We start from the raw sequence: 23,092 nt of genomic DNA, 5'->3' as shown, positions 1-23,092 counted from the left end.
CTTTGCTCCCTTTCTCCTCTGATTTTGAAGTTAGTATACTACATGTTTTTTTGAATGAAAAGAAAAATATAAAAATTTTTATAAAAATAAGTTTTAGAGATTAAATATTTACCTGTATTTTTCCTATACTGGAAAATAAGTGAGAGATTGGCAGAAGAGTGTAGCATGGTATAATACATATAGAATTAGAAGGTGACAAGGGGCTATTGTAGATGATGAGTAAGTATGAACAAATTTATACAGCAATCAGCAAGTCTATTGATAATAAACAATTAAAAGAGGGATGCAAAATCCCATCAGAAACTGAATTAATGAAGCAATATGAAGCGAGCCGAGGTACGGTAAGAAAAGCTGTAGATTTATTACAAGAGCGTGGATATGTTCAAAAAATACATGGAAAAGGTGTCTTTGTTTTAAAGCGAAAAAACATTGAATTCAACTTTGGTGGTATTGTAAGCTTCCAGGAAGAAAATGAACGTTTAGGACGCCATTGTATTACAGAAGTCGTGGAAATAGAGAAAGTAAAAGCGACAAAAGAGGTTGCAAAGCTATTGAATGTGAAAGAGAAAACAGAAATAGATCATATTAAACGCGTACGAAATATTGATGGAGAAAAAGTAATTTTGGATATTAATCATTTTGTATCGGAATATATTCCTGGGCTAACGAGTGAAATTGCAGCAAAGTCCATTTATAAATACATTGAGAAAGAATTAGGTCTTCATATTAGTTACTCACAGAGGGTAATTGAAGTGCAGCCATGTACAGAGGACGATAGAAAGTATTTAGATTTAAATGGAACAGACTATGTTGTCGTTGTGAAAAACTTTACGCATTTTTATGATGGAAGTCAGTTCGAATATACAGAATCACGCCATCGTTTAGATATTTTTCATTTTTCGGATGTGGCGCGGAGAAAATAAGGAGATGGAACGAAATAACGTTTCATCTCTTTTTTTTATCCTGCTATTTGTGGGAGGCGTGCTGTCCGTAAACGCCCGATTGGTGAGGGCTGATAATCAGTGCGGGATGAACAAAACCCCACTGATTAAAGTTTCACTTTATAAAAAAATTATAAACTCGTATATACGAGTGTTGACTAACTTATATATACGAGTTAATATGTAATTGTAAACGGTATCAAAAAAAGAAAAGAGGGACGGGAATATGGGGAAAGACTATCGTAAAACAGCAGAGGAAGTGTTGCAGTATATTGGTGGGAAAGACAATATTGAACAAGCTGCGCACTGTGTCACGAGGCTCCGTATCGCTTTAAAAGATGAAAGTAAAATAGATAACGATAAATTGCAGTCTGTTTCATTAGTGAAGGGAGCGTTTCATAACGCTGGAGTATTTCAAATTGTAATCGGTCCAGGAGATGTTGATCGAGTATATGCTGAATTGATAACGCTTGCAGGTATGAAGGAAGCGACAGTAGCTGACGTGAAAGACTCTGGAAACCAAAAGTTAAACCCAGTTCAAAAGTTTGTAAAAGTATTTTCAGATGTATTTATGCCGATATTACCAGCGATCGTAACAGCTGGTTTACTAATGGGAATTAACAATCTATTAGGGGCGAAGGACTTATTTTTTGAAGGTAAAAATTTATTAGATGTATATCCAAACTTAAGTGGGCTTTGGGATTTAATTAATATGATGGCGAATACAGCATTCGTATTCTTACCAGCACTTGTCGGTTGGTCAGCAACGAAGCGTTTTGGTGGTAGTCCGATATTAGGGATCGTTATGGGATTAATGCTTGTGCATCCAGCCTTATTAAACGCGTGGGATTATGGTAAAGCAGCAACTGGTTTAGATGGACAAAAGATTGAGTACTTCGATATTTTAGGATTATTTCAAATTGAAAAGGTAGGGTATCAAGGTCAAATTCTACCCGTTTTAGTAGCAGCATTCGTACTAAGTAAAGTGGAAATCTTCTTAAAGAAACATGTACCAAATGCAATTCAATTATTAGTTGTACCAATTACAACGATTGTCGTAACAGGTGTGTTAGCATTAGGAATTATTGGTCCAGTTACACGTCATATTGGAGATTTATTAACAGTTGGATTAGTAGGTGTATATGAAACAGTACCAGTAGTTGGAGCAGTATTGTTTGGAGCATTATATGCACCGCTTGTAATTACAGGTATGCATCATATGTTTATTGCTATCGACTTACAATTAATTGCACAGCACGGTGGTACATTCATTTGGCCAATGATTGCTCTTTCTAACATTGCGCAAGGTAGTGCGGCACTTGCGATGTTCTGGATTTCTAAAAATCAAAATGATAAAAGTATGGCATCTACATCAGCAATTTCAGCATATTTCGGTATTACAGAGCCAGCTATGTTTGGTGTGAACTTACGAAATAAATTTCCGTTCTATGCAGCGATTATAGGATCAGCTACTGCAGCTATATTTATTACGTTAAATGGTGTATTAGCACCTGCTATCGGAATTGGCGGATTACCAGCATTTATTTCTATCATTCCGAAATCGATTCCAATATTTATTGTAGGAATGATTATCGCTGTTGTAATCCCATTTACGTTAACATGGTTATTTGCAAAACGAGTAAAACAGAAGTAGGAGGAAGTTAAACATGAAGGATTGGCATAAAAGTGTAGTTTATCAAATTTATCCGAAGAGCTTTAATAGCTATTACAATAAAGAAACCGGTGATATAAAAGGGGTTACAGAGAAACTAGATTATTTAAAAGAACTCGGAGTAGATTATATTTGGTTAACACCGATATACCAATCACCACAAAATGATAATGGATACGATGTAAGTGATTACTACAGTATTGATCCATCTTACGGAACGATGGAAGAGTTTGAAGAGCTTTTAGAAGAAGCAAGGGCACGTAATATTGAAATTATGCTGGATATCGTGGTAAATCATAGTTCGACGGAGCATAAGTGGTTTAAGGAAGCGAAGGAAGATAAAAATAGTCCATATCGTAATTACTATATTTGGCGTGATGAAAAAAATAATTGGCAATCTAAGTTTGGCGGGTCTGCTTGGAAATATGATGAGAAGACAGAGCAATATTTTTTACATCTATTTGATGAGACGCAAGCGGATTTAAATTGGGAAAATGAAAAACTTCGTGAAGAAGTATATGATATGATGCGTTTTTGGCTTGATAAAGGGGTAACTGGATTCCGATTAGATGTTATTAATTTAATTTCAAAAGATCAACAGTTCTTAAATGATGATGGAAGTACGGCGACAAGCGATGGGCGTAAATATTATACAGATGGCCCGCGCGTTCATGAATATTTACAAGAGATGAGCCGAAATGTTTTTGAAGGGAAAGATGTAATTACAGTTGGAGAAATGTCATCTACGACAATTGATAATTGTATTAAATATTCAAACCCTGAGCGTAATGAATTAAGTATGACGTTTAGTTTCCATCATTTAAAAGTGGATTATCCGAATGGAGATAAGTGGACGCAAGCTGATTTTGATTTCATTAAATTAAAAGAGATTATGTCTAATTGGCAAATTGAAATGCAAAAGGGCGGAGGCTGGAATGCGTTGTTCTGGTGTAATCATGACCAACCTCGCATAGTGTCACGCTTCGGTGATGATAGAAAGTACCGAAATGAATCTGCGAAAATGTTAGCGACAGCTATGCATATGTTGCAAGGAACACCTTACATTTATCAAGGCGAAGAAATCGGTATGACGAATCCTAAATTCGAGTCCATCGAGCAATATCGCGATGTGGAATCGTTAAATATACACGATATAAAGCGAGAAGAAGGATTATCAAAAGAAGAGATTATCGGGATTTTAAAACAAAAATCTCGTGACAACTCTCGTACTCCGATGCAGTGGAATGAAGAGATGAACAGTGGTTTTACAACAAGTACACCTTGGATTTCAGTGGCTGAAAACTTTACAGAAATAAACGTAGAGAAGGCATTAGAAGATAAAGAGTCTGTATTTTATCATTATAAAAAGTTAATAGAACTTAGAAAAACGTATGATGTAATTACAGAAGGAGAATATGCTATTTTAGATGAAAATCATCTTAAAGTTTGGGCATATACACGTACTGTAAATGAAGAGGTATTACTTGTTATCAACAACTTCTATGGAGAAGAAATAACGTATTCTGCACCAGTGGATGTTCAATTGGATGGAATGAAACAAGAAGTATTATTATCAAATTACAAAGATTCAAGTAAAGAGATTACCAATCTTAACTTAAGACCGTATGAGTCAATTGTATATCGTTATATGAAATAAAAAGGTTGGATGCCGGCGGGTATCCAACCTTTTTATTTTAAAACGCCGCTATATAAAATCTTTACTTCTACTTCCGGTTTAAATTTTACTTTTGCATAATCTTTATTCCAATTTTTTTTCTTCCATAAGTCAGGATGATATGCGATAAGATGTCTTCCGATACCGAAAGCATCACAATTTGCTTTTTGTAACCTGTTCGTTATTTGTTTTGCTTCTTTTGTAAGTTGTTTAGATAATTTTTCATTTAATTTTTTTCTTTCTTCCATTTTGTAAATATTATCTCTTGGAGCCTCAAGGGCTATAACTTTTAGTTGAAGCTTAATGTGAGCATATACATTTCCTTTTCTATCTGTTGTTATTTTTAAGTCTCGCTTTAACTTTCGATTACTAACTTCCATTGTTAAATAATCAGATGTCTTCTCTGATTCATCGCTAGTAAGTTTTTGGGTTATACGGGCACTTGTTCCCATTTTTCCGGTTAATAATACGAATAAAATAGATTGTTTCAAAGGTAAATGCCCAGTTAATTTATCATTGTTAAATAAAGCTAACCCGTTTGTAATTACTTCTTTTCCTTTTATTTTTATAGAAGGGAGGGTAAAGTCTTTACCTGGATCTAACATTTTTGTAGCAGCTGTTTCTAAAGTTTCTTTTGGAAATACACTCATATCTTCTAAGCTTTTCACTTTTTTCTTTAGAAAATCTCCAATTAGTAAATTTCCTACCTTCTTTTTTTCTAGTATCTCGGATGTTTCACCATCTACTGCAATAAGTTTTACTAAAGCAGTTGGGTTTGTTGGGTCCCGAAAGCTGACATCTAAATAGGGGAGTATACCTTTTTTTAGAATTTTGGTTCCTAGTAATTGAACACCATATTTAAAATAGCGAATATTCCCAGTCACATTTTTTTTTAGGGCATCGCTTGTATCCCTTATGTTATGCCCGTTTGCTGAATGTATTTCATTCTCGAATGAAGATTGCTCTCCGCTTGAACTTTTTACGAGTTCAAGCGTTTGCTGAAGTTTATTTTCTTCCGTAATATCATATCCAATGCTATAAGCTAATCTCGCTTCTCTTAATGGTTCTTGATCCCAACAGCCAGAAAGGAATGCACTAGTACATAATATAAAAAGTAATTTAACTCTTTTTTGGAACATACTGTTCTCCTTTCTTATTCCTTATTACTGAATAAAGTAGAAATAAAAGAGGGAGGACAACTATGAAAATATACGTGAACTTATCAGTAAAAGTTGCAATTACTTTTAATTCTTCAGGTGTATCTATAAATAGGGCTACACTAAAAGCAATAATACCAACGATTGGAACAGCCTTTTTATGATTAGCCAGATTGAAGATATGTCCAATTCCTATAGAAGCAGCACAGTAATAACTAGCAATAGAAGCTACAACAGTTATCATCCATATTGGGATGAATAGTAAATCGGTTCGGTCTATAATCCCAATATGTAGAGAACGCAATAAGTAAGCAACTGGCTCTGGAATAAGTTCAACTTGTTTTGGACTAAATACGATAAAGCAAATCCAAACAGTAAAAGTATAAAAAAGAGTTACAAATCCATTAGCGATAGAAATTGCTTTCAGTTTTGCCACAGAACTCCCGTTTACTTTTGGGAAAGCGATAAGAATAATCTCAAAACCATACATAGCTGTAATGGTTTCTTTTGATGCTTGAATAATATTCCACCATCCGGCTTCTGTAATTGGAAAAATGTAAGAAAAATCAGCTCGTGTAAGCCCTAGGGCAATTAAAAGAGCCATTGGTAAAATGAGAATAGAAGCCATGACGTAAAACCGTACGATGACTTTGAACGTATTATAAGCTATGTAACAACAAGCTATTGTAAATAGCATGAGGGTGGCATACCAAGGAGTTGCTTGTAATATCCAAACTTTAATGACATTACAAGCATTTAACATAACCGTCATACCGATAAGGGTAAAATAAAAAACATAAGCAAAACCTAATAGTTTTCCAAACTTATTCCCAAATAGCATACAAACACTTTCATACATATCTGCATCAGGAAATCGTTTTAAGAAAAGCCACATAAGTAAAATAATAAGTTGAATTGCAAGACCAGCGATGAGAGCAGAAATCAATCCGCCACCTTTCGCTATTGGGTGAAGACGGTTTGGTAGAGAAAGTATACCAACTCCGATTTGGCATTGAATAACGAAAAAGGTAAATTGAACAAGTGAAATTTTACTTTGCGTGTTTGTCACCGTTCTCATCCTCTCTCGTTACATGTTGTCGTTGCATTTTTTTCGGTTTTGAATCATGTGGTCGTTCCCAAAACGACCAAATTGGTAGTCGTACAAAAGAGTCTTTCATATCTTTTATCCGCATCGGAGCAACAGGAGAAAGATATGGGGTATGAAATGAATGTAACTGGCATAAATGAACGAAAGTTATAATGAGACCGAATGATATTCCTACATAGCCGAATATGGCAGCAAGGAGCATTAACGGAAAACGAAGAATCCGAACTGCGGAACTCATATCATTTGATGGAACAAGAAAAGATGAGATTGCAGTTAAAGCTACAACGATAATCATTGTATAAGAAACGAGACCGGCTTTTACAATTGCATCACCAATTACTAAACCACCTACAATACCGATTGTTTGTCCAACTCGGCTCGGCAAGCGAATACCAGCTTCCCGTAATAATTCAAAGATTAATTCCATTAAGAGAGCTTCAAAAATAGGAGGAAGTGGCACTTTTTCTAATGAAGCTTTAATCGTATAAACAAGTTCGAGCGGCAACACATCAGGATGAAAAGCAACTGTTGCGATATATATAGCGGGCAAGAGAAAGGCAATCAAGAAACTGACTAAGCGAATCATTCGGATGAAAGAACCGACAATCCAGCGGTTATTATAATCATCTGGTGATTGATAGAAAGCAAATAACGTAACAGGAACGATAAGTGCAGTTGGATCTCCATCAGATAAAATAGCAACTCGTCCTTCCATTAAATTTGCTGCGACTCTATCTGGACGCTCTGTATTTAATTGTTGCGGAAAGGGTGAGAAAGACGTATCCTCTATAAATTCTTGTATGTATCCGGGAGGCATAAGTGCGTCCGTTTTAATTGTTTCTAATCTTCTTTTCACTTCTGCAACTAAATCGTCATTCGCTATATTTTGCATATAAGCAATTGCCACTTTCGTGTGCATTTCTTCACCAAGTGTGAAATATTTAACGACGACATTTGGACTTTTTATGAGTTTACGAATAGAAGCTAAATTGGTTGCTAAATCTTCTACGAAACCAGTATGCGGTCCACGTACAATGCCTTCATTATCAGGTTCTGTTATATCTCTCTTTAAAGATAAAGCCGTTTCGAAAATACAAAAACTGTCGACCTGTTCATGAAAATATAAGGATTTACCTTGTAATAAAAGCTGTACACCATAATTTAAATTTGTTTCTTTTTTCATATTTAATGTGGAAAAAGCTTTATCTAAAGACAAATCAGACCGCGTTAATAATGGCTCAAGAGCTAATTGATGCATTAAATTTGGATCTGATAAAGATTCGATATATAAGATCGTTCCTTTTCCGTTTTGAAAAGGGAGATCTAATTTTTTTATATCATCAGAATGGAAAAGTTTATTTTCAATGTAATTAATGTTCTCCGGAAGTGATGGAAACATATGCTTTTTGCTATTATCTTGTTGTGAACTCTTCTGTTCGGCCATACTTTCCATCTCCTTTACATAGGAATTATTTCTGTTAATTTTTGCTTTTTGTGAGAAAATTATGCTTGGTTTATTTGGAAAAGGTAGGGTGATGGGAAGAAAGTATGTATTTGCGATATTAATATATATCTTTTGTACTATAAGTGGGTAAACCTAGCGGTATGTATAATTACATCATTCGATGAATATGAAATTTAAGAAAAGCGATTTATAATAATAGTATTGTGTCTTGCCTTTTTAGGTGCAGTACACAGCCGGTGATTGGCTAGTGGAGGTTCTTCCATTTTGCCAGTGCCGGTTTTTTATTGGATAATAGAGAAAATGAAGTTTTATAAAGAAAGAAGGGGTTGTTTTGAAGGATGTAAATTTTATTTTTATAAGAGAAAAGATTGCTAGTTCTTATCTTTATTTTATTTCTTTTCTTGGTTTGATTACTATAACTATATCTTTACTTGAAATTAAAATCCCTTCTCATTCAACAATACTAATATTGTTATTAATATTTATGGGGATTGCAGAGTATTTTCCTGTACGATTTTGGAGAGGAACGAGCTCGCTTACCTTTCCCATAATTTACGCTATGAGTTGGCAGTTTGGAATCCATATAACTATTATTGCTATTGTACTCGTAACGTTAATCATTCACCTGCATCGTCGTTCACCAATACAAAGAATGTTATTTAATAGTACTCAGCATGCGCTTAGCTTGATCTTGGCCGAATGGTTTTCAAATAAATGTATGCACTTATTAATTAACAATATAGATATGTCAGTTCTGTATGAAAATTTAATATCTTTGTTATTATTTTGCGTGTTTTTTTGTTTTTTCAACAACCGCTTTTACGATTTGTTAATGATACTCCTTCCACAGCCATATTCAATCTATCAGTGGTATAAAAAAACTGTAACGGTATTCCTTTGCGAAACTTTTGGTTTCTCTTATGCGGCCTTGATGCATGTATTAATTAGTAAATATAGTGTGGAAGTAAATGAGATTACAGTACTTTTTTTCTTTTTTCCACTTGTAGCAATTTCAGTTATTAGCTCTTTTTCTGTACGGATAAGGATGGAGAAGGAACGATTATATGAGCTGTTTCTTATTACGACAGAAATTAGTCGTGGACTAACCGGAGGGAACCTGAAACATATTAAACAAGCACTTAAAGGTTTTTTTGGCATACAAGCATATGGAATATGGACAAAAGATGATGGAAACTGGAATCTTCTATTAAAAGATGGGAAAGTCCGTTTCGATATTTCTGATCATTCGGAAAAGTTTGAGGGAATCTCTAAAAATCTTGTGTTTAATGATTGGAAAACTGGTACGGCTCCTGGAGATGAAATATTTGATAGTGTCATACGCTCCCTTGTATATTTTCCTCTTATTGTAAATGATGAACTAGTCGGAATGTTTGTTGCAGGAAAAAGTAGAACTGCGGGTTTTTTCCCGGAAGATGTACAGTCTTTAGCTACGTTTTCTAATCAATTAGCTAACGTAGTTAAAACAAGGATATTGATTTCTGAACAGGAAAAAAGAATGATTTTAGAAGAAAGAAATAGAATCGCACGCGAAATTCACGATGGTATTGCGCAAACATTGGCAGGGGTGATATATCAACTAGAATCCGCACAGAAAAAATATCGTGATAAACCAATAGATATGCAACAAATAGTAGAGAAAAGTATAAAAGATTTAAGAGGAAGCTTAGGAGAAGTTCGCTATTCTATTTATGCTTTAAAACCATATCCGACACAACAATTAGGGCTAAAGCAGGCGATAGCAAGTAAAATAAAGTCTTTAAAACAAGAATATGAACTAGATATTACATATCATGAAAGAGGTCATGCACGTGCACTTAGCTTTTCAAAAGAAAGAGCTATTTTTGATACATTACAAGAGAGTTTGCAAAACATTGTAAAACATGCACAAGCAGACAAGACTGATGTTTTACTTAGCTATCAAAGTGAGCACGTGCTTTTAAGGGTTAAGGATAATGGGGTTGGTTTTTCACTATTTGAGTCTATGGTTAAAACGAAGAATGAGCCACATTATGGTATATTACATATGAATGAACAAGCTGAACAATTAGGGGCTACTTTACAGATTGATAGTTCTGTAGGGAAAGGGACAGAAATTACACTATTAATTCCAGATTCACAAACAAGGGGTGCGTAAAATGATTAAAATATTAGTAGTGGATGATCATGCTTTTTTACGAGACGCAATTCGGAGCATACTAGAGGATGAATCTGATATGAACGTGGTTGGAGAAGCTAGCTCTGGGGACGGAGTATTGGAAAAAGTAGAAGAATGCAGACCAGATTGTATTTTGATGGATATTAATCTTCCTGGGAAAAATGGTATTGAAGCTACAGAGTTGGTGAAAAAAAATTATCCGAATTGCCGAGTACTTGTGTTTACAATGTATGAGCATGATGAGTATTTAATGGATGCACTCCAAGCTGGTGCTGATGGGTATTTATTGAAAGATTCATCATCGGAGCAGGTAGTAGCAGCAATTCGGATGTTATATCGAGGTGATTCAGTTATTCATCCGCGTATGACTAAAAAATTAATTACATATCATCAGCAAAAAATGAAAGTAGAATCAAATGAAAATGAACTGACGGAACGTGAAAAGGAAATTCTCTTTGAATTAGTAAAAGGACTTAGTAATAAAGAAATTGCTGAAGCTCTGTATATTAGTGATAAAACAGTTAAAATTCACATCAATAAAATTTTTAAAAAACTAAATGTGAAAAGTCGGTCGCAAGCGGTGATTTATGCTGTTCGAAATCAATTGGTTCCGTTGGATTAAATAAGAGATGTTTAAAAGAACTATCGTGTTTCTTTATTCTATATTACAAAGAATAAAGAGCAAGATAGTTCTTTTGTACTATGTAGACATAGAATCATTAGAAAAAAGATACGCCTTTCGTTTAATTTTCAGAAAAGTTAGAATGTGGAATAATAAAAATAGAATTATTGCTTAAAGCTACTAATAATTCATGTTGTAAATCATTGTAGTTGGAAACAATTTATGGGGGCTTTTATAGAAAGAAGATTAGAAGTGTGGGGATGGCGGTAGTAGTGTTGGAGATTTTTGATCCTTTTAAATAGATCCAAGGTTGATAGAATTGCCAATGCTACATAGGAGCTCAGAAGATTTATTTTAGAAAAAATAATTTTAATAATAAGGAGATGCGCTATGAAGAAGGGGAAATTCGGAAGAATACTTATCGGAACGCTAACTGTTGGTATGTTAATGTCTCAAGGAATTCCATATAACGTATTGGCAGAAGAAGTAAATACATCTACTTTAACTGGAATTGATGATGCAAGTTCTATATTGAAAGGACTTACAAAGGAACAACGTAATGCTTTAAAAACACTAGATACAAAACCTGGTTTTGTTATTTCACCAGGCATTAATACAGCAAGTCCTGATAATGTGAATGTGATTGTAGAATTTAAGCAAGCACCTAGCAAAATCGAGATGTTAAAACAAGCAGCTAAAGGGAAAAAAATAGCTCTTTCAACTGCAGAACAAAAGGTGGAAGCATCGCATAAAGGATTTAAAACTGAGCTTGAACAGCTTCAAAAAAAGAAAGATAAGGGGCCGGATTTTAAAACTGCCAAAATAACAAGAGAATATAAGAATGCTTTTAATGGTGTGGCAATGTCGTTACCTGCGAATATGATCGAAGATTTAGTTCGCACTGGTATTGTTAAGCGTGTATGGGAAGATCGTGAGGTCAAAATTGATTTACCGAAAGAAACAGCTAAGACGGCTGCCGAACCCAAAATGGCAGATAGTGTACCACAAATTGGTGTGGACAAGCTGCATGATGAAAAAATAACAGGAAAAGGAATTAAGGTAGGTGTACTGGACACAGGTATTGATTATAACCACCCTGATTTAAAAGATGCTTATAAAGGGTATCGTGCAAAGCAAGGTGAAGATGCAAGCAAAATAGATCCGAACTCAATAAAAGGATGGGATTTTGTTAATAATGATGCTGATCCAATGGAGACAACGTATAAGGATTGGCAAAATTCTGGAGGATATCCTGAAATTTATGATGGAAGTGCATACTATACATCCCACGGTACTCATGTAGCTGGGACAATTGCTGCAGACAAAAAGAATAGTGTGGATTATGCAGTTACGGGAGTCGCTCCGGATGTAGATTTATATTCATATCGTGTATTAGGTCCATATGGAAGTGGACAAACAAGCGGTATTCTTGCTGCGATTGATAAAGCAGTGAAAGACGATATGGACGTTATCAATTTATCATTAGGTGCGTCTATTAATGATCCTTTATATCCTACTTCTATTGCAGTAAACAATGCGACGTTAGCTGGTGTTGTTACAGTAGTAGCGGCAGGTAATAGTGGTCCAGAAGAAGGTACCCTTGGATCACCTAGTGCAGCAGCACTTCCAATTACAGTTGGAGCAAGTGACGCTGCGATGACTATCCCGACATTTTCCGCCGATGCAGCTGATTTACATGTGGATAAAATGATGCTACTTGGAAAAAGCTTTACTGATAAGATTGAAGATTTGAAAGGTCAATCATTATCTGTTGTATATACAGGTCTTGGGAAAATAGATGATTTTAAAGGGAAAGATGTACAAGGAAAGTTAGCGCTCATCCAGCGCGGTGAGATTACATTCGATGAAAAAATTAAAAATGCTAAGGAAGCAGGTGCAAAGGCGGTAATTGTATATAACAATGTAGATGGTGAAATTACAAGTTACCTTGGGGAAAGTACTTCATCTATTCCATCGTTCCGCTTAACAAAGGCAGATGGTGAGAAATTGCAAGCAAAAGCTGTCCAAGGAGATGTCTCTTTAACATTTGGAGAACTGAGTAACACAAAAACAGAAGGAGATCACTTAGCTGATTTCAGCTCTCGCGGTCCTGCAAGTAAAACAGATGATATTAAGCCGGATATTGTAGCGCCAGGTGTTTCTATTTTCTCAACTGTTCCTGAATATATTAATGATCCAAAGGATGGAGAAAATTATCCGGTAGCGTATGGACGTATGTCAGGTACATCTATGGCAACTCCTCATACAGCGGGGGTGGCGGCACTCATTTTACAAGAACATCCAAACTATAGTCCGTTTGAAGTAAAAGAAGCGCTTATGAATACTGCAGTTGACTTAAAAGAGGCACGCTCTGTATTTGAGGTAGGATCAGGCCGAATTGATGCGTATCGTGCAGTTCATGCAGATACAGCTATCGAGGTTATCGATAAAACATCAAACGTTGTAAATGATGAAGAAGTAGAAATTGAAGAAAAAACAGGGTCTATTGCATTCGGGTATAAAAACCAATTGGGAAATGGACCTATTAAAGATAGTCGAAAAGTCTTAATTAAGAACAGCAATAAAACAGACGAGAAAGAGTTTAAATTAGAAGTAGAGTTTTCAACAACAAGTGTAGGTGTGCAAGATGCAGCGAAGAATGGTGTGAAGCTGAACGTACAAGATTCTATTAAAGTAGCTCCTAGTACATCAGGGGAAATTAGCCCTGAAATTATCATTCCAGAAAACGCTGAATTTGGTAGATATGAGGGATATATTCATATTTCAAATAAAAAAAATGAAAAAGAAGTATATCAAGTGCCATTTGCAGTTAAATTCACAGAAAAAGGAATTGAATCTGTAGATTTGCTGAGAGATGCAATGGCAACAGATACATCTAACTTCCATCCATTTATGGAAAGGCCGAGTTCACCGCTGACATTTAAATTGAACAGTCCACTTGAAACTATCGATGCAGTGGTGAAGGATCGAAAAACAGGAAAGGCATTAGGAATTGTGGGGACAATTAATGCTAGCAGTCTAACACCAAATATTGAATATATCATGTTCGATGGTATGGGTGGCTATGTATTCCCGTTTACAGGAGATCCAAATCATCCAATTGGAGACAAGCGAGTTACGTTGCCTGATGGAGATTACCAACTTGATTTCATTGGATATGACAAAGAAGGGAAACCTTATACAAAAGGAGATAGCGTAATTATTGATAATATCAAACCTGAAATGAAATTTACCGATGTAAAACCTGGCGTTCATGAGGTAAATGAATCTATGTTCAAAGAAGAAGATGGTCAGCGTGCATTATGGGTACATGGTAACATTTATGATTCTACGATAGATGTATTAAAGGCAAAAGGCCTTCAGTATGACCAAAAAACTAATGAAATTGTATATTACCAAAACTCTGCTTTTCCGTCAGGTTGGTTGAATACAATTCAAGCCAATGGTGATTTTAAATTTGGTGTACTTCCAGAGGAAATCAATGAACCGCTTAATTTAAGGTTATTTGGATATGATCTTGCAACTGCATCAAATATGGTAAATGGATTTAAAGATTATGTCTTTGTTAAAGAGGGAACGGAATACGCTGTCCCAAGCTATGACAAGGATAAAGTTAAACTAGGAGAAAAAATTACATTAACTTTAAATCTTAATAATGTGAAACAACTTATGTCAGGTACATTTGAGATTCCTTATAGTAAACAGTTGTTTAAATTTGTAGATGTTAAACCAAACCCAGCACTTGCAGAATATGCAAAACAACATGGATTAAATATTAAATTAGAAGATCCAGTGATAAATGAAGAAGAAAACTGGGAAAACAAGGTGAAAGTTGGTGCATCTTTAGAAGGAACAGAATTTAAAGGTCTAGATGGAGACGCACCATTTGTAGATGTTACATTTGAGATGACGAGTGACGAGTATTTTAATAATTTAACAGCATTTGGAGTAGATAAATTCTCTTATACAAAAACAGGTGCATCAGAAGGCGTTGAGATTCCTGTGTTTAAAGATAAATCCTTTTCTATTATTTCGAAACATGCAATGGTTACAGGATATATTGGACCAGAAGCTTTCTTAACTGAAGAGGGGTATTTAGGTAAGAATGACTACACAAAACTAGGAGCAAAAGTGTATGCAGTTGGTAAGGATGGAAAGAAATATACAGGAACGGTTGATGATAATGGGCAATTTGAAATTCATAGTGTTCCAGTAAGTGATACAGAATATAATATTTTCGTAGAAATGCCAGGTCATTTAAATAGTAAATTAACTACAAAAATAGGGAAAATGCAGGATGGAGAATTAGTGGGACAAAACTTTAGAGCTGATATGGATGACAGCCTTGCAGGTGATGTAAACGGCGATAGAATGGTAGATATTCAAGATGCTAGAATAGCAGCTCTTTCATATGAAAAAGGAAAAGTGGCTGTAAAAGATGGAGATGTCAATCAAGATGGTGTTGTAAATGAAACAGATATTCGTTTTATTGAGAAGAATTTCTTGAAAAAGGGTCCAGATGCCAAAGAAAATCAGAAACCGAAAGAAAATGTAGGGCCAGTGACGTTAGATAAAATCTTACGTTCCATTGGATTAGAGCCAAAAAAATAAGTGGGCACAATTCTAGAGTAAACTAAGTGATAAAACAATGAGTATAGAATTAAATAGGATTTACTAACAATGGACCGGTAATGATTCGATGTAACATTACCGGCTATTCTTAAAGTGATAGTTATTTGTATACATGAAGTAAATAGTTTAACGTTGGTTAGGTTTCGTTATGGGGAATATTATTTGTTTAATTAGTATTGTTTGTGGGATGGAAATAAGGTTTGGAGTTTGAACTTTAAAAATAGGGGGACTTGTGAAATGAGTATTAAGAAAAAACTTGGTATGGGTGTTGTAACTGCAGGGCTTGGTTTATCTTTAATTGGCGGGGGGACATATGCGTATTTTAGTGATAAGGAAGTATCACAAAACACGTTTGCAGCGGGTACTTTAGATTTGAGTGTTAATCCTGAAGTTGTTATTAATGTCGACAATATTAAACCAGGTGATGAAATGGAACGCGGTTTTCAATTAGTTAACAAAGGAACTTTAGCGATAGGAGACGTGAAACTTCTTACAGATTATAGTGTAATCGATGCTAAAGGAGATAATGGAAGTGCTGATTTTGGTGATCATATCCGTGTCGATTTCTTATGGAATTTGGATAAAAATGAGGTTCCAATTTGGTCTACTACATTATCTGAATTAAAGGTAGCTACGCAAAACGGAAGTATTCCTGATCTTGTACAAAAAGGTGTTGTAGACCGAGAAGGAAATGGACTTGCTCCTGGTAATGATGATACTTTCTATGTAATGTTCACATTTGTAGATAGCAATGAAGAGCAAAATGTATTTCAAGGAGATTCATTAAAATTAAATTGGACTTTCAATTCAATGCAGACAAAAGGTGAAGAGAGATAAAGATAAATGTTATATATAAGAATAAATTGATGAAGAATTGAGAAATAAAATTTTTAATAGTGTAAGGGTTGATTTAGTGAATCAACCTTTTTTGTGTTTTGAGAGAAAATTATGCTTGGATTATTTGAAAAAAAATAAGCTTGAAAGTTACGTTACGTCATCTTTTATACTTAAGGAAACAAGGAGTAGAGGGATGGTGTATATAATTTTGAAAAGTATGTGGGGATGGAAAGAAATTTTATATTTATTTGTGTTTGTATTTATTATTGTTCCAGTAACTGTTGAATCTCTTTTTTATGACTATGCTTTAAAAATAATAGGGAACTCATTATATGCTGGAGTATTAATGGGATTTATAATGGCAGTGATATTTACTACTGTAGTTTATCTTTTTTGTATAAAAAGATATAAGATCTCGTGGAGAGATATTGGAATTCGGAAGCTTTCATGGAAAGATTTCTTATGGACATTTGGAGCGGTTATTTTCTTAATTGTAGTTAGTATTGCTGTATTAATGATAATGGAGAAAATGGGTATTTCTTTTGAAAATAGTAAAACAGAAACGGTCCAAAATGATAAATCAATATATTCATTCTGTATCGCGGTAATTGGAGCAGCAGTTATATCACCAATCTATGAAGAGATTTTGTATCGAGGGGTTTTTTATACGTTTTTTCGTGATAAATATGGTATATGGGGCGGAGTGCTTATAAGTTCCATAATATTTACCGTTGTTCATATTCCAACATATAACACATTACCAGTGAATTTTTTTAGTGGAGTAGTATTTGCGTGGTTATATGAGAAAACAAATTCTATTTTATCAGCTATGATTGCCCACGCATTATTCAATTTTATAGCAGTACTTCTCACATTTATGTCGAATTAAGAAGATATATAGGAGGGATACATATGGAAATAGCTGTAGAACGTGTTTTTACGAAAGAGATCTTAAGAAGAGCGGCAAAGGCATTTCATGTAACAGTGGAAGAGAAGCCGCTTGGAGATTTTGAAAATTATATTTTTAAGGCGAAGGGAGATAATGATGAGGACTATGTATTACGTTTAACGCATTCTTCGCATCGCTCTAAAAAAGAAGTTGAAGCTGAACTAGATTTTTTACGATATGTTGCGGAGCATGGGGCAAAGGTAGCAGGACCTCTTAACTCAACTTCTCAAAATCTTGTAGAAGAAATTGGAGCGGAAGATAGCACTTTCTTTTTTGCTTCTTTATTTACATATGCAAAAGGTGAGCAAGTAAAAGGGGAAGGATCGCCTTATTGGGGAGATGATTATTTTGAAGCATGGGGAAAAGCGATTGGACAACTGCATCGCCTAACAATGAGCTATCCTAAAACAGACTATCGTGATACGTGGGAAGAAGACGAAAGTGGGATTGTTAATGAATTAGAAGATGATCAAGTGAAAAAGATTGCAGCGGTATTAATGGATGAAATAAAGGTTCTTCCAATTGAAAGAGAAACGTTCGGCCTTATGCACGGTGATATCCATCCCGGTAATTTTCATTATGATGGTAAAGAGCTAACAATCTTTGATTTTGATGATGCGGCTTATAATTACTTTATACATGATTTAGCGATGGTTCTCTATTACTCTGTTCTATTTACACCATGGACAGCGGAAGAGAAGACAGACTTTGCTCGTAAACAGCTACAAGTGTTACGAAAAGGCTATGAGCATGAGCACAGACTGGCGGATAGTTGGTATGAATCGTTACCGTTGTTTTTACGTCTACGTGATGTTGGTTTATACGGTACACTTCAAAAGAAGTTTAAGGGGAAAGATATGCCAGATAACTTCCGAGAATTATCAGAAGAGCTATATGAAAGAATTATAAAAAGAGAAGCAATTGTGAATATATAATACATTTAATTCGAAACAAAGTATATAAAACAAATATATACTTTGTTTTTTTATACAAAAATATGTTTACTTTATTAAAATAATATTGTCCTAGATTCAGTATACACTTATAATTTTATATATATTCTGAATATTCTTTATAAAGAAGGAGGGGGAATGTTGGAAGCTTTCGTGAATTGGTTAAATAATATTGTTTGGAGTCCAGCACTTGTTTATTTATGTTTAGGAGTAGGTTTATATTTTTCCATTCGAACGAGGTTTTTACAAGTAAGGCATGTAGGAGAAATGGTGAAGCTGACATTTCAAGGTGAAAAATCAGAGGCTGGTGTTTCTTCATTTCAAGCGTTAGCGCTTTCGTTATCAGGACGCGTTGGGACGGGGAATATAGCTGGGGTAGCAACAGCGGTTGCCTTCGGTGGACCAGGAGCTGTATTTTGGATGTGGGCAGTGGCCTTTTTAGGAGCAGGATCAGCTTATATAGAATCTACATTAGCGCAAATATATAAGACGAAACATCAAGGACAGTTTCGTGGTGGACCTGCTTATTACATTGAAAAAGGTTTAGGTGTGAAATGGTATGCATTAGTATTCGTTGCAGCGACAATTCTTGCAACGGGGCTTTTACTGCCAGGTGTGCAGGCAAATAGTATTGCTGTAAGTTTAGAAACAGCTTTTGGAATTAACACTACCGTATCAGGGGCTTTATTAGTTGTTGTACTAGCTATTATCATCTTCGGTGGTGTAAAGCGAATTGTTAACGTTGCACAAGTTGTCGTACCGTTTATGGCAGTTGGTTATATTTTAGTAGCTTGCGTTATTGTTGCTATGAATATTGAAAAGTTGCCAGAAGCATTTATGCTAATTATAAGAAGTGCTTTTGCATTAGAAGCGGCTTTCGGTGGTATTATCGGTTTAGCAATTTCTTGGGGAGTAAAACGAGGTATTTATTCCAATGAAGCAGGGCAAGGAACTGGACCACATGCAGCAGCTGCTGCGGAAGTATCACATCCAGCTAAGCAAGGTTTAGTGCAAGCATTTTCCGTTTACATTGATACATTATTTGTTTGTTCAGCAACAGCATTTATGATGATTATTACAGGCATGTATAACGTATTTGATGCAAGCGGAAAAAACTTTATCGTAAATAAATTAAATGGTGCTCAGCCAGGACCGGGATATACACAAGCAGCGGTAGAATCTGTTTTCCCTGGATTTGGAAACGGTTTCGTTGCAATTTCGTTACTATTCTTTGCATTTACAACAATTATGGCATATTACTACATTGCAGAAACGAATATTGCGTACTTAAATCGTGATAAAGACCGCCCTTGGCTGTCTATGATATTAAAATTTGTATTTTTAGGAGCTGTATTCTACGGCTGTATAAAAACAGCAGCAACGGCGTGGGCGTTAGGTGACATCGGTGTAGGAATTATGGCATGGGTAAATATCATTGCGATTTTATTATTACAAAAACCTGCATTAGTCGCATTAAAGGATTATGAAAAGCAGAAAAAAGAAGGAAAAGATCCAGTATTCGATCCAGGGCCATTAGGAATTAAAAATGCTGATTTCTGGGAGCATGAATACGGAAAAGATAAGAAAGAAGAAGTATCTTAATAGAATAGAAGTGAAAAAGCAAAGGGAAAATCCCTTTGCTTTTTTTATGGACAAAATGAGGCTGGAAGTTATTTTTTTTCCTATTTTTGAATATAAAAAGAATGTACATGCTTTGTTAGTGGAAGGGGGAGTATGTTGATAGAGTTTCGTAATGTAAATAAATATTATGGCAATTTTCAAGTTTTAAAAGATATTAATGTGCAAGTGAAAAAAGGTGAGGTGGTAGTAGTTGTTGGGCCTTCAGGATCAGGAAAAAGCACGTTGCTTCGGTGTATAAATCAGCTAGAGACAATTACAGATGGAGAGTTAATTGTACAGAATACAGAGGTACACAATGTCAAAACAGATATGAATGAATTACGCCGAAATATCGGGATGGTCTTTCAACATTTTTATTTATATCCACATAAAACGGTTCTTCAAAATATTACACTAGCACCTATTAAAGTAAATAAAGTTTCAAAAGAGGAAGCTGAGCAAACAGCGATGTTTTATTTAGAGAAAGTAGGAATTCCGGAGAAGGCTAGTGTATACCCGCATCAATTATCCGGAGGACAACAGCAAAGGGTAGCGATCGCTAGGGGGCTCGCAATGCAGCCGGAAATTATGCTATTCGATGAGCCTACGTCTGCTCTTGATCCAGAGATGATCGGGGAAGTACTTGATGTTATGAAGACGCTAGCTAAAGAAGGGATGACGATGGTCGTTGTCACGCATGAAATGGGGTTCGCGCGAGAAGTAGCAGATCGAATTTTATTTATGGATGATGGCAAAATCATTGAGGATACAACACCGGCGCAATTTTTTGCAAGTCCTGAACAAGAAAGAGCGCGTCTATTTTTAAGAAGAGTGTTAAATCATTAAAGGAGGAATTTTATGCTTAAAATGAAAAAGTTGTTTACGTTAATCGTATTCTTATGTTTATTCGTACTTGTCGTGGCCGGGTGCGGAAGTAAAAAAGATGAGGCGAAAGAAACGAATACGAAGCAAGGCGGGGCTGTTGAGCAAATTAAAAAGCGCGGGAAACTAGTAGTTGGAGTGAAGAATGATACGAACTTATTTGGCTTGAAAAATCCTTCGACAGGGGAGGTAGAAGGATTTGATGTTGATATCGCAAAGGCGCTTGCGAAAAAAATTCTTGGAGATGAAAAGAAACTAGAATTAAAAGAAGTAACGTCTAAAACGCGTATTCCACTACTGAAAAATGGTGATATTGATGCAATTATCGCAACAATGACAATTACGGAGGAGCGTAAAAAAGAAGTAGATTTTTCAGATGTATATTTTAAAGCAGGGCAATCATTATTTGTGAAAAAAGGAAGCGATATTAAAAGTATTGATGATGTGAAAAAGGGTGTGAAAGTGTTAGCTGTAAAAGGTTCAACGTCTACAAATAATATTCGTCAAAAGTCACCAGAAGCGACTGTATTAGAATTTGAAAATTATAGTGAGGCATTTACGGCGTTAAAAGCAGGGAAAGGCGATGTTTTAACGACAGATAATGCAATTCTTTACGGCATGGCAAAACAAGATTCAAATTATGAAGTTGTAGGGAAAATTTTTACGGATGAACCGTACGGAATTGCAGTGCAAAAAGGTGCAGGTGATTTAACGAAAGAGATTAATAGCTTGCTAAAAGATATGAAGGCGAACGGGGAGTACGACAAATTGTATGAGAAATGGATTGGGCAAAAGCAAGAGTAGTAAAGTGATATTTTAATGAGCGGAGCTGTATTCCCATTGATAAATAGTAAGAGGATGAGGGACGCTCATCCTCTTCTTGTAAAGAAAGAGGGGAGAATATGTGCCTGATTTTTCTATATTAACGAATAACATTGATATGTATTTAGAAGGCTTTAAATATACAGTGATGTCTAGTGTAATTGCATTAATAGGAAGCTTTATTTTAGGAGTAATTTTGGCTGTAATGCGTATTTCACCTATTCGTATTTTAAATTGGATAGGGTCAGCTTTTTTGGAGTTTGTAAGAAATATTCCACTCGTATTAATTGCATTTATATTTTATTTCGCTTTACCTGTAATAGGAATTACTTTAAATGGTTTTGTAGCAGGAACAGTTACGCTTACTGTATATACGGCAGCGTTTATTGCGGAAGTCATTCGCGCTGGTATTTTATCCGTTGCAAAAGGGCAAATGGAAGCAGCACGGTCTTCAGGATTAACGTATGTACAGGGAATGTATTATGTTGTTTTACCCCAGGCGATGAAAATCGTAATCCCTCCTCTAGGAAATCAATTTCTCAATTTAGTAAAAAACTCTTCCATACTCGGAATTATCGCGGGTACTGATTTAATGTATCAAGGAGATTTAATTTCAACGAAGACTTTTGTTACGTTCGATGTGTATATATTTGTCGGGATGTTTTATTTAATATTAACAATTCCGCTCAGTATGCTAGTGCGTTATTTAGAAAAACGCTTAGCAAAGGAGGCGGTGTAAATGGATTTTAAGGGAGCAATTACAGGAGATCATATTCTGTTTTTATTAAAAGGATTACTTATAACGTTAGAGGTAGCGCTCGTAGCAATTGTACTTAGCTTTATTATTGGTAGTGTAATAGGAATATTGCGCTACATGAAAATACCTGTCGTCTCACAAATATTAGGAATTATTGTTGAAGTAATTCGAAATTTACCACTACTTTTAATTATATTTTTCACGTATTTTGCACTTCCAGAAGCAGGCTTAAAATTAGAAATTATAACAGCTGTAATTGTTGCCTTAACAATATTTGAAGCAGCAATGATATCTGAAATTGTTCGAAGTGGTTTATTATCTATTGAAAAAGGGCAGATTGAGGCTGCAAGATCTTCAGGATTAACGTATGTTCAAGCGCTTTGGCATATTATTTTACCACAAGCATTAAGAAGAATGGTCCCGCCGCTTGTTAGTCAGTTTATTTCATTGCTGAAAGATACATCATTAGCAGTTGCTATATCACTGCCAGAGCTTATGCATAATGCTCAAATTATTAGCGGACAGAATGTAAATTATATGATTCCAACGTTTATAGTAGTAGCTTGTATGTACTTTATCGTAAACTATAGTTTATCAATTTTATCGAGAAGATTAGAACTTCGTTAACCTTTACAATATATGTAAAGGTTTTTCCTTGTTTAACCTTATTTTCCTCTAATTAGAATCTAAAACTCGCGATAATTCGATTTTTTATATTATTTTATCAGAAAAGTTTTAATTTTATATAGAAATTGTAATCGCTTTCGTGTATATTTTTATTATCAGAAAATTTTAACAAGATA

At 35.0% G+C, this 23,092-nt stretch carries 17 protein-coding genes; 14 read left to right on the top strand and 3 right to left on the bottom strand.

Going from position 1 to position 23,092, the window contains the following annotated elements; genetic code table 11:
- The first annotated feature begins 212 nt into the window (after window positions 1-212).
- The 3 genes from treR (at window position 213) to treC (ending at window position 4,270) form a co-directional block, all read left to right on the top strand.
- Window positions 213-923, top strand: a complete 711-nt coding sequence (treR, locus tag ILS93_RS24765) for a trehalose operon repressor (protein WP_088046983.1) — start codon at window positions 213-215, stop codon at window positions 921-923.
- Between the two features lie 244 nt (window positions 924-1,167).
- Complete coding sequence (gene treP / locus ILS93_RS24760; protein ID WP_088046982.1) at window positions 1,168-2,595, top strand: PTS system trehalose-specific EIIBC component; 1,428 nt, start codon at window positions 1,168-1,170, stop codon at window positions 2,593-2,595.
- Window positions 2,596-2,608: 13 nt separating this feature from the next.
- On the top strand, window positions 2,609-4,270 hold the full coding sequence (gene treC, locus ILS93_RS24755) for an alpha,alpha-phosphotrehalase (RefSeq protein WP_064477099.1): 1,662 nt from the start codon (window positions 2,609-2,611) through the stop codon (window positions 4,268-4,270).
- Window positions 4,271-4,302: 32 nt separating this feature from the next.
- On the opposite strand, the gene gerKC is transcribed toward treC, so the two are convergent.
- From gerKC to gerKA, 3 genes are read right to left on the bottom strand one after another with little or no spacing between them, the layout of a single operon-like run.
- Window positions 4,303-5,427, bottom strand: coding sequence for a spore germination protein GerKC (gerKC, locus tag ILS93_RS24750; protein ID WP_064477098.1), 1,125 nt, complete (start codon window positions 5,425-5,427; stop codon window positions 4,303-4,305).
- Window positions 5,408-6,514, bottom strand: a complete 1,107-nt coding sequence (locus tag ILS93_RS24745; protein WP_088046980.1) for a GerAB/ArcD/ProY family transporter — start codon at window positions 6,512-6,514, stop codon at window positions 5,408-5,410. The genes gerKC and ILS93_RS24745 overlap by 20 nt, the downstream gene beginning before the upstream one ends.
- Window positions 6,495-7,997, bottom strand: a complete 1,503-nt coding sequence (gene gerKA, locus ILS93_RS24740; RefSeq protein ID WP_098103384.1) for a spore germination protein GerKA — start codon at window positions 7,995-7,997, stop codon at window positions 6,495-6,497. Before gerKA ends, ILS93_RS24745 begins: the two co-directional genes overlap by 20 nt.
- Before the next feature lie 352 nt (window positions 7,998-8,349).
- Between gerKA and ILS93_RS24735 the strand changes: the two genes are divergently transcribed.
- The 11 genes from ILS93_RS24735 (at window position 8,350) to ILS93_RS24685 (ending at window position 22,916) form a co-directional block, all read left to right on the top strand.
- A complete protein-coding gene (locus ILS93_RS24735) occupies window positions 8,350-10,173 on the top strand; it encodes a GAF domain-containing sensor histidine kinase (protein ID WP_154131414.1) in 1,824 nt (607 codons plus the stop codon).
- 1 nt (window position 10,174) lies between these two features.
- Entirely contained in the window at window positions 10,175-10,816 is a 642-nt protein-coding gene (locus tag ILS93_RS24730) for a response regulator (protein ID WP_000590680.1), read from the top strand.
- Window positions 10,817-11,206: 390 nt separating this feature from the next.
- Entirely contained in the window at window positions 11,207-15,448 is a 4,242-nt protein-coding gene (locus ILS93_RS24725; RefSeq protein ID WP_222661569.1) for a S8 family serine peptidase, read from the top strand.
- A gap of 258 nt (window positions 15,449-15,706) precedes the next feature.
- A complete protein-coding gene (locus ILS93_RS24720; protein ID WP_064477093.1) occupies window positions 15,707-16,306 on the top strand; it encodes a TasA family protein in 600 nt (199 codons plus the stop codon).
- Window positions 16,307-16,508: 202 nt separating this feature from the next.
- A complete protein-coding gene (locus tag ILS93_RS24715; protein ID WP_064477166.1) occupies window positions 16,509-17,195 on the top strand; it encodes a CPBP family intramembrane glutamic endopeptidase in 687 nt (228 codons plus the stop codon).
- Window positions 17,196-17,218: 23 nt separating this feature from the next.
- A complete protein-coding gene (locus tag ILS93_RS24710) occupies window positions 17,219-18,190 on the top strand; it encodes a phosphotransferase enzyme family protein (RefSeq protein WP_064477092.1) in 972 nt (323 codons plus the stop codon).
- Window positions 18,191-18,349: 159 nt separating this feature from the next.
- Entirely contained in the window at window positions 18,350-19,810 is a 1,461-nt protein-coding gene (locus ILS93_RS24705) for an alanine/glycine:cation symporter family protein (RefSeq protein ID WP_098103386.1), read from the top strand.
- A gap of 132 nt (window positions 19,811-19,942) precedes the next feature.
- Complete coding sequence (locus ILS93_RS24700) at window positions 19,943-20,674, top strand: amino acid ABC transporter ATP-binding protein (RefSeq protein WP_064477165.1); 732 nt, start codon at window positions 19,943-19,945, stop codon at window positions 20,672-20,674.
- 12 nt (window positions 20,675-20,686) lie between these two features.
- Window positions 20,687-21,514 carry a glutamine ABC transporter substrate-binding protein GlnH gene (gene glnH, locus ILS93_RS24695; RefSeq protein WP_222661568.1) on the top strand — a complete coding sequence of 276 codons (828 nt, stop codon included), beginning with the start codon at window positions 20,687-20,689 and terminating at the stop codon, window positions 21,512-21,514.
- Between the two features lie 100 nt (window positions 21,515-21,614).
- Window positions 21,615-22,271: an amino acid ABC transporter permease gene (locus tag ILS93_RS24690; protein WP_222661567.1), complete on the top strand. Its 657-nt coding sequence runs from the start codon at window positions 21,615-21,617 to the stop codon at window positions 22,269-22,271.
- A complete protein-coding gene (locus ILS93_RS24685; protein ID WP_064477088.1) occupies window positions 22,272-22,916 on the top strand; it encodes an amino acid ABC transporter permease in 645 nt (214 codons plus the stop codon).
- Window positions 22,917-23,092: the final 176 nt, after the last annotated feature.

Source organism: Bacillus sp. 16GRE42 (genome assembly GCF_019837435.1).
Classification (GTDB): domain Bacteria; phylum Bacillota; class Bacilli; order Bacillales; family Bacillaceae_G; genus Bacillus_A; species Bacillus_A wiedmannii.
The sequence above is the reverse complement of the archived record's forward strand: the minus strand, read 5'-3'. Positions and strand labels throughout refer to the sequence as shown.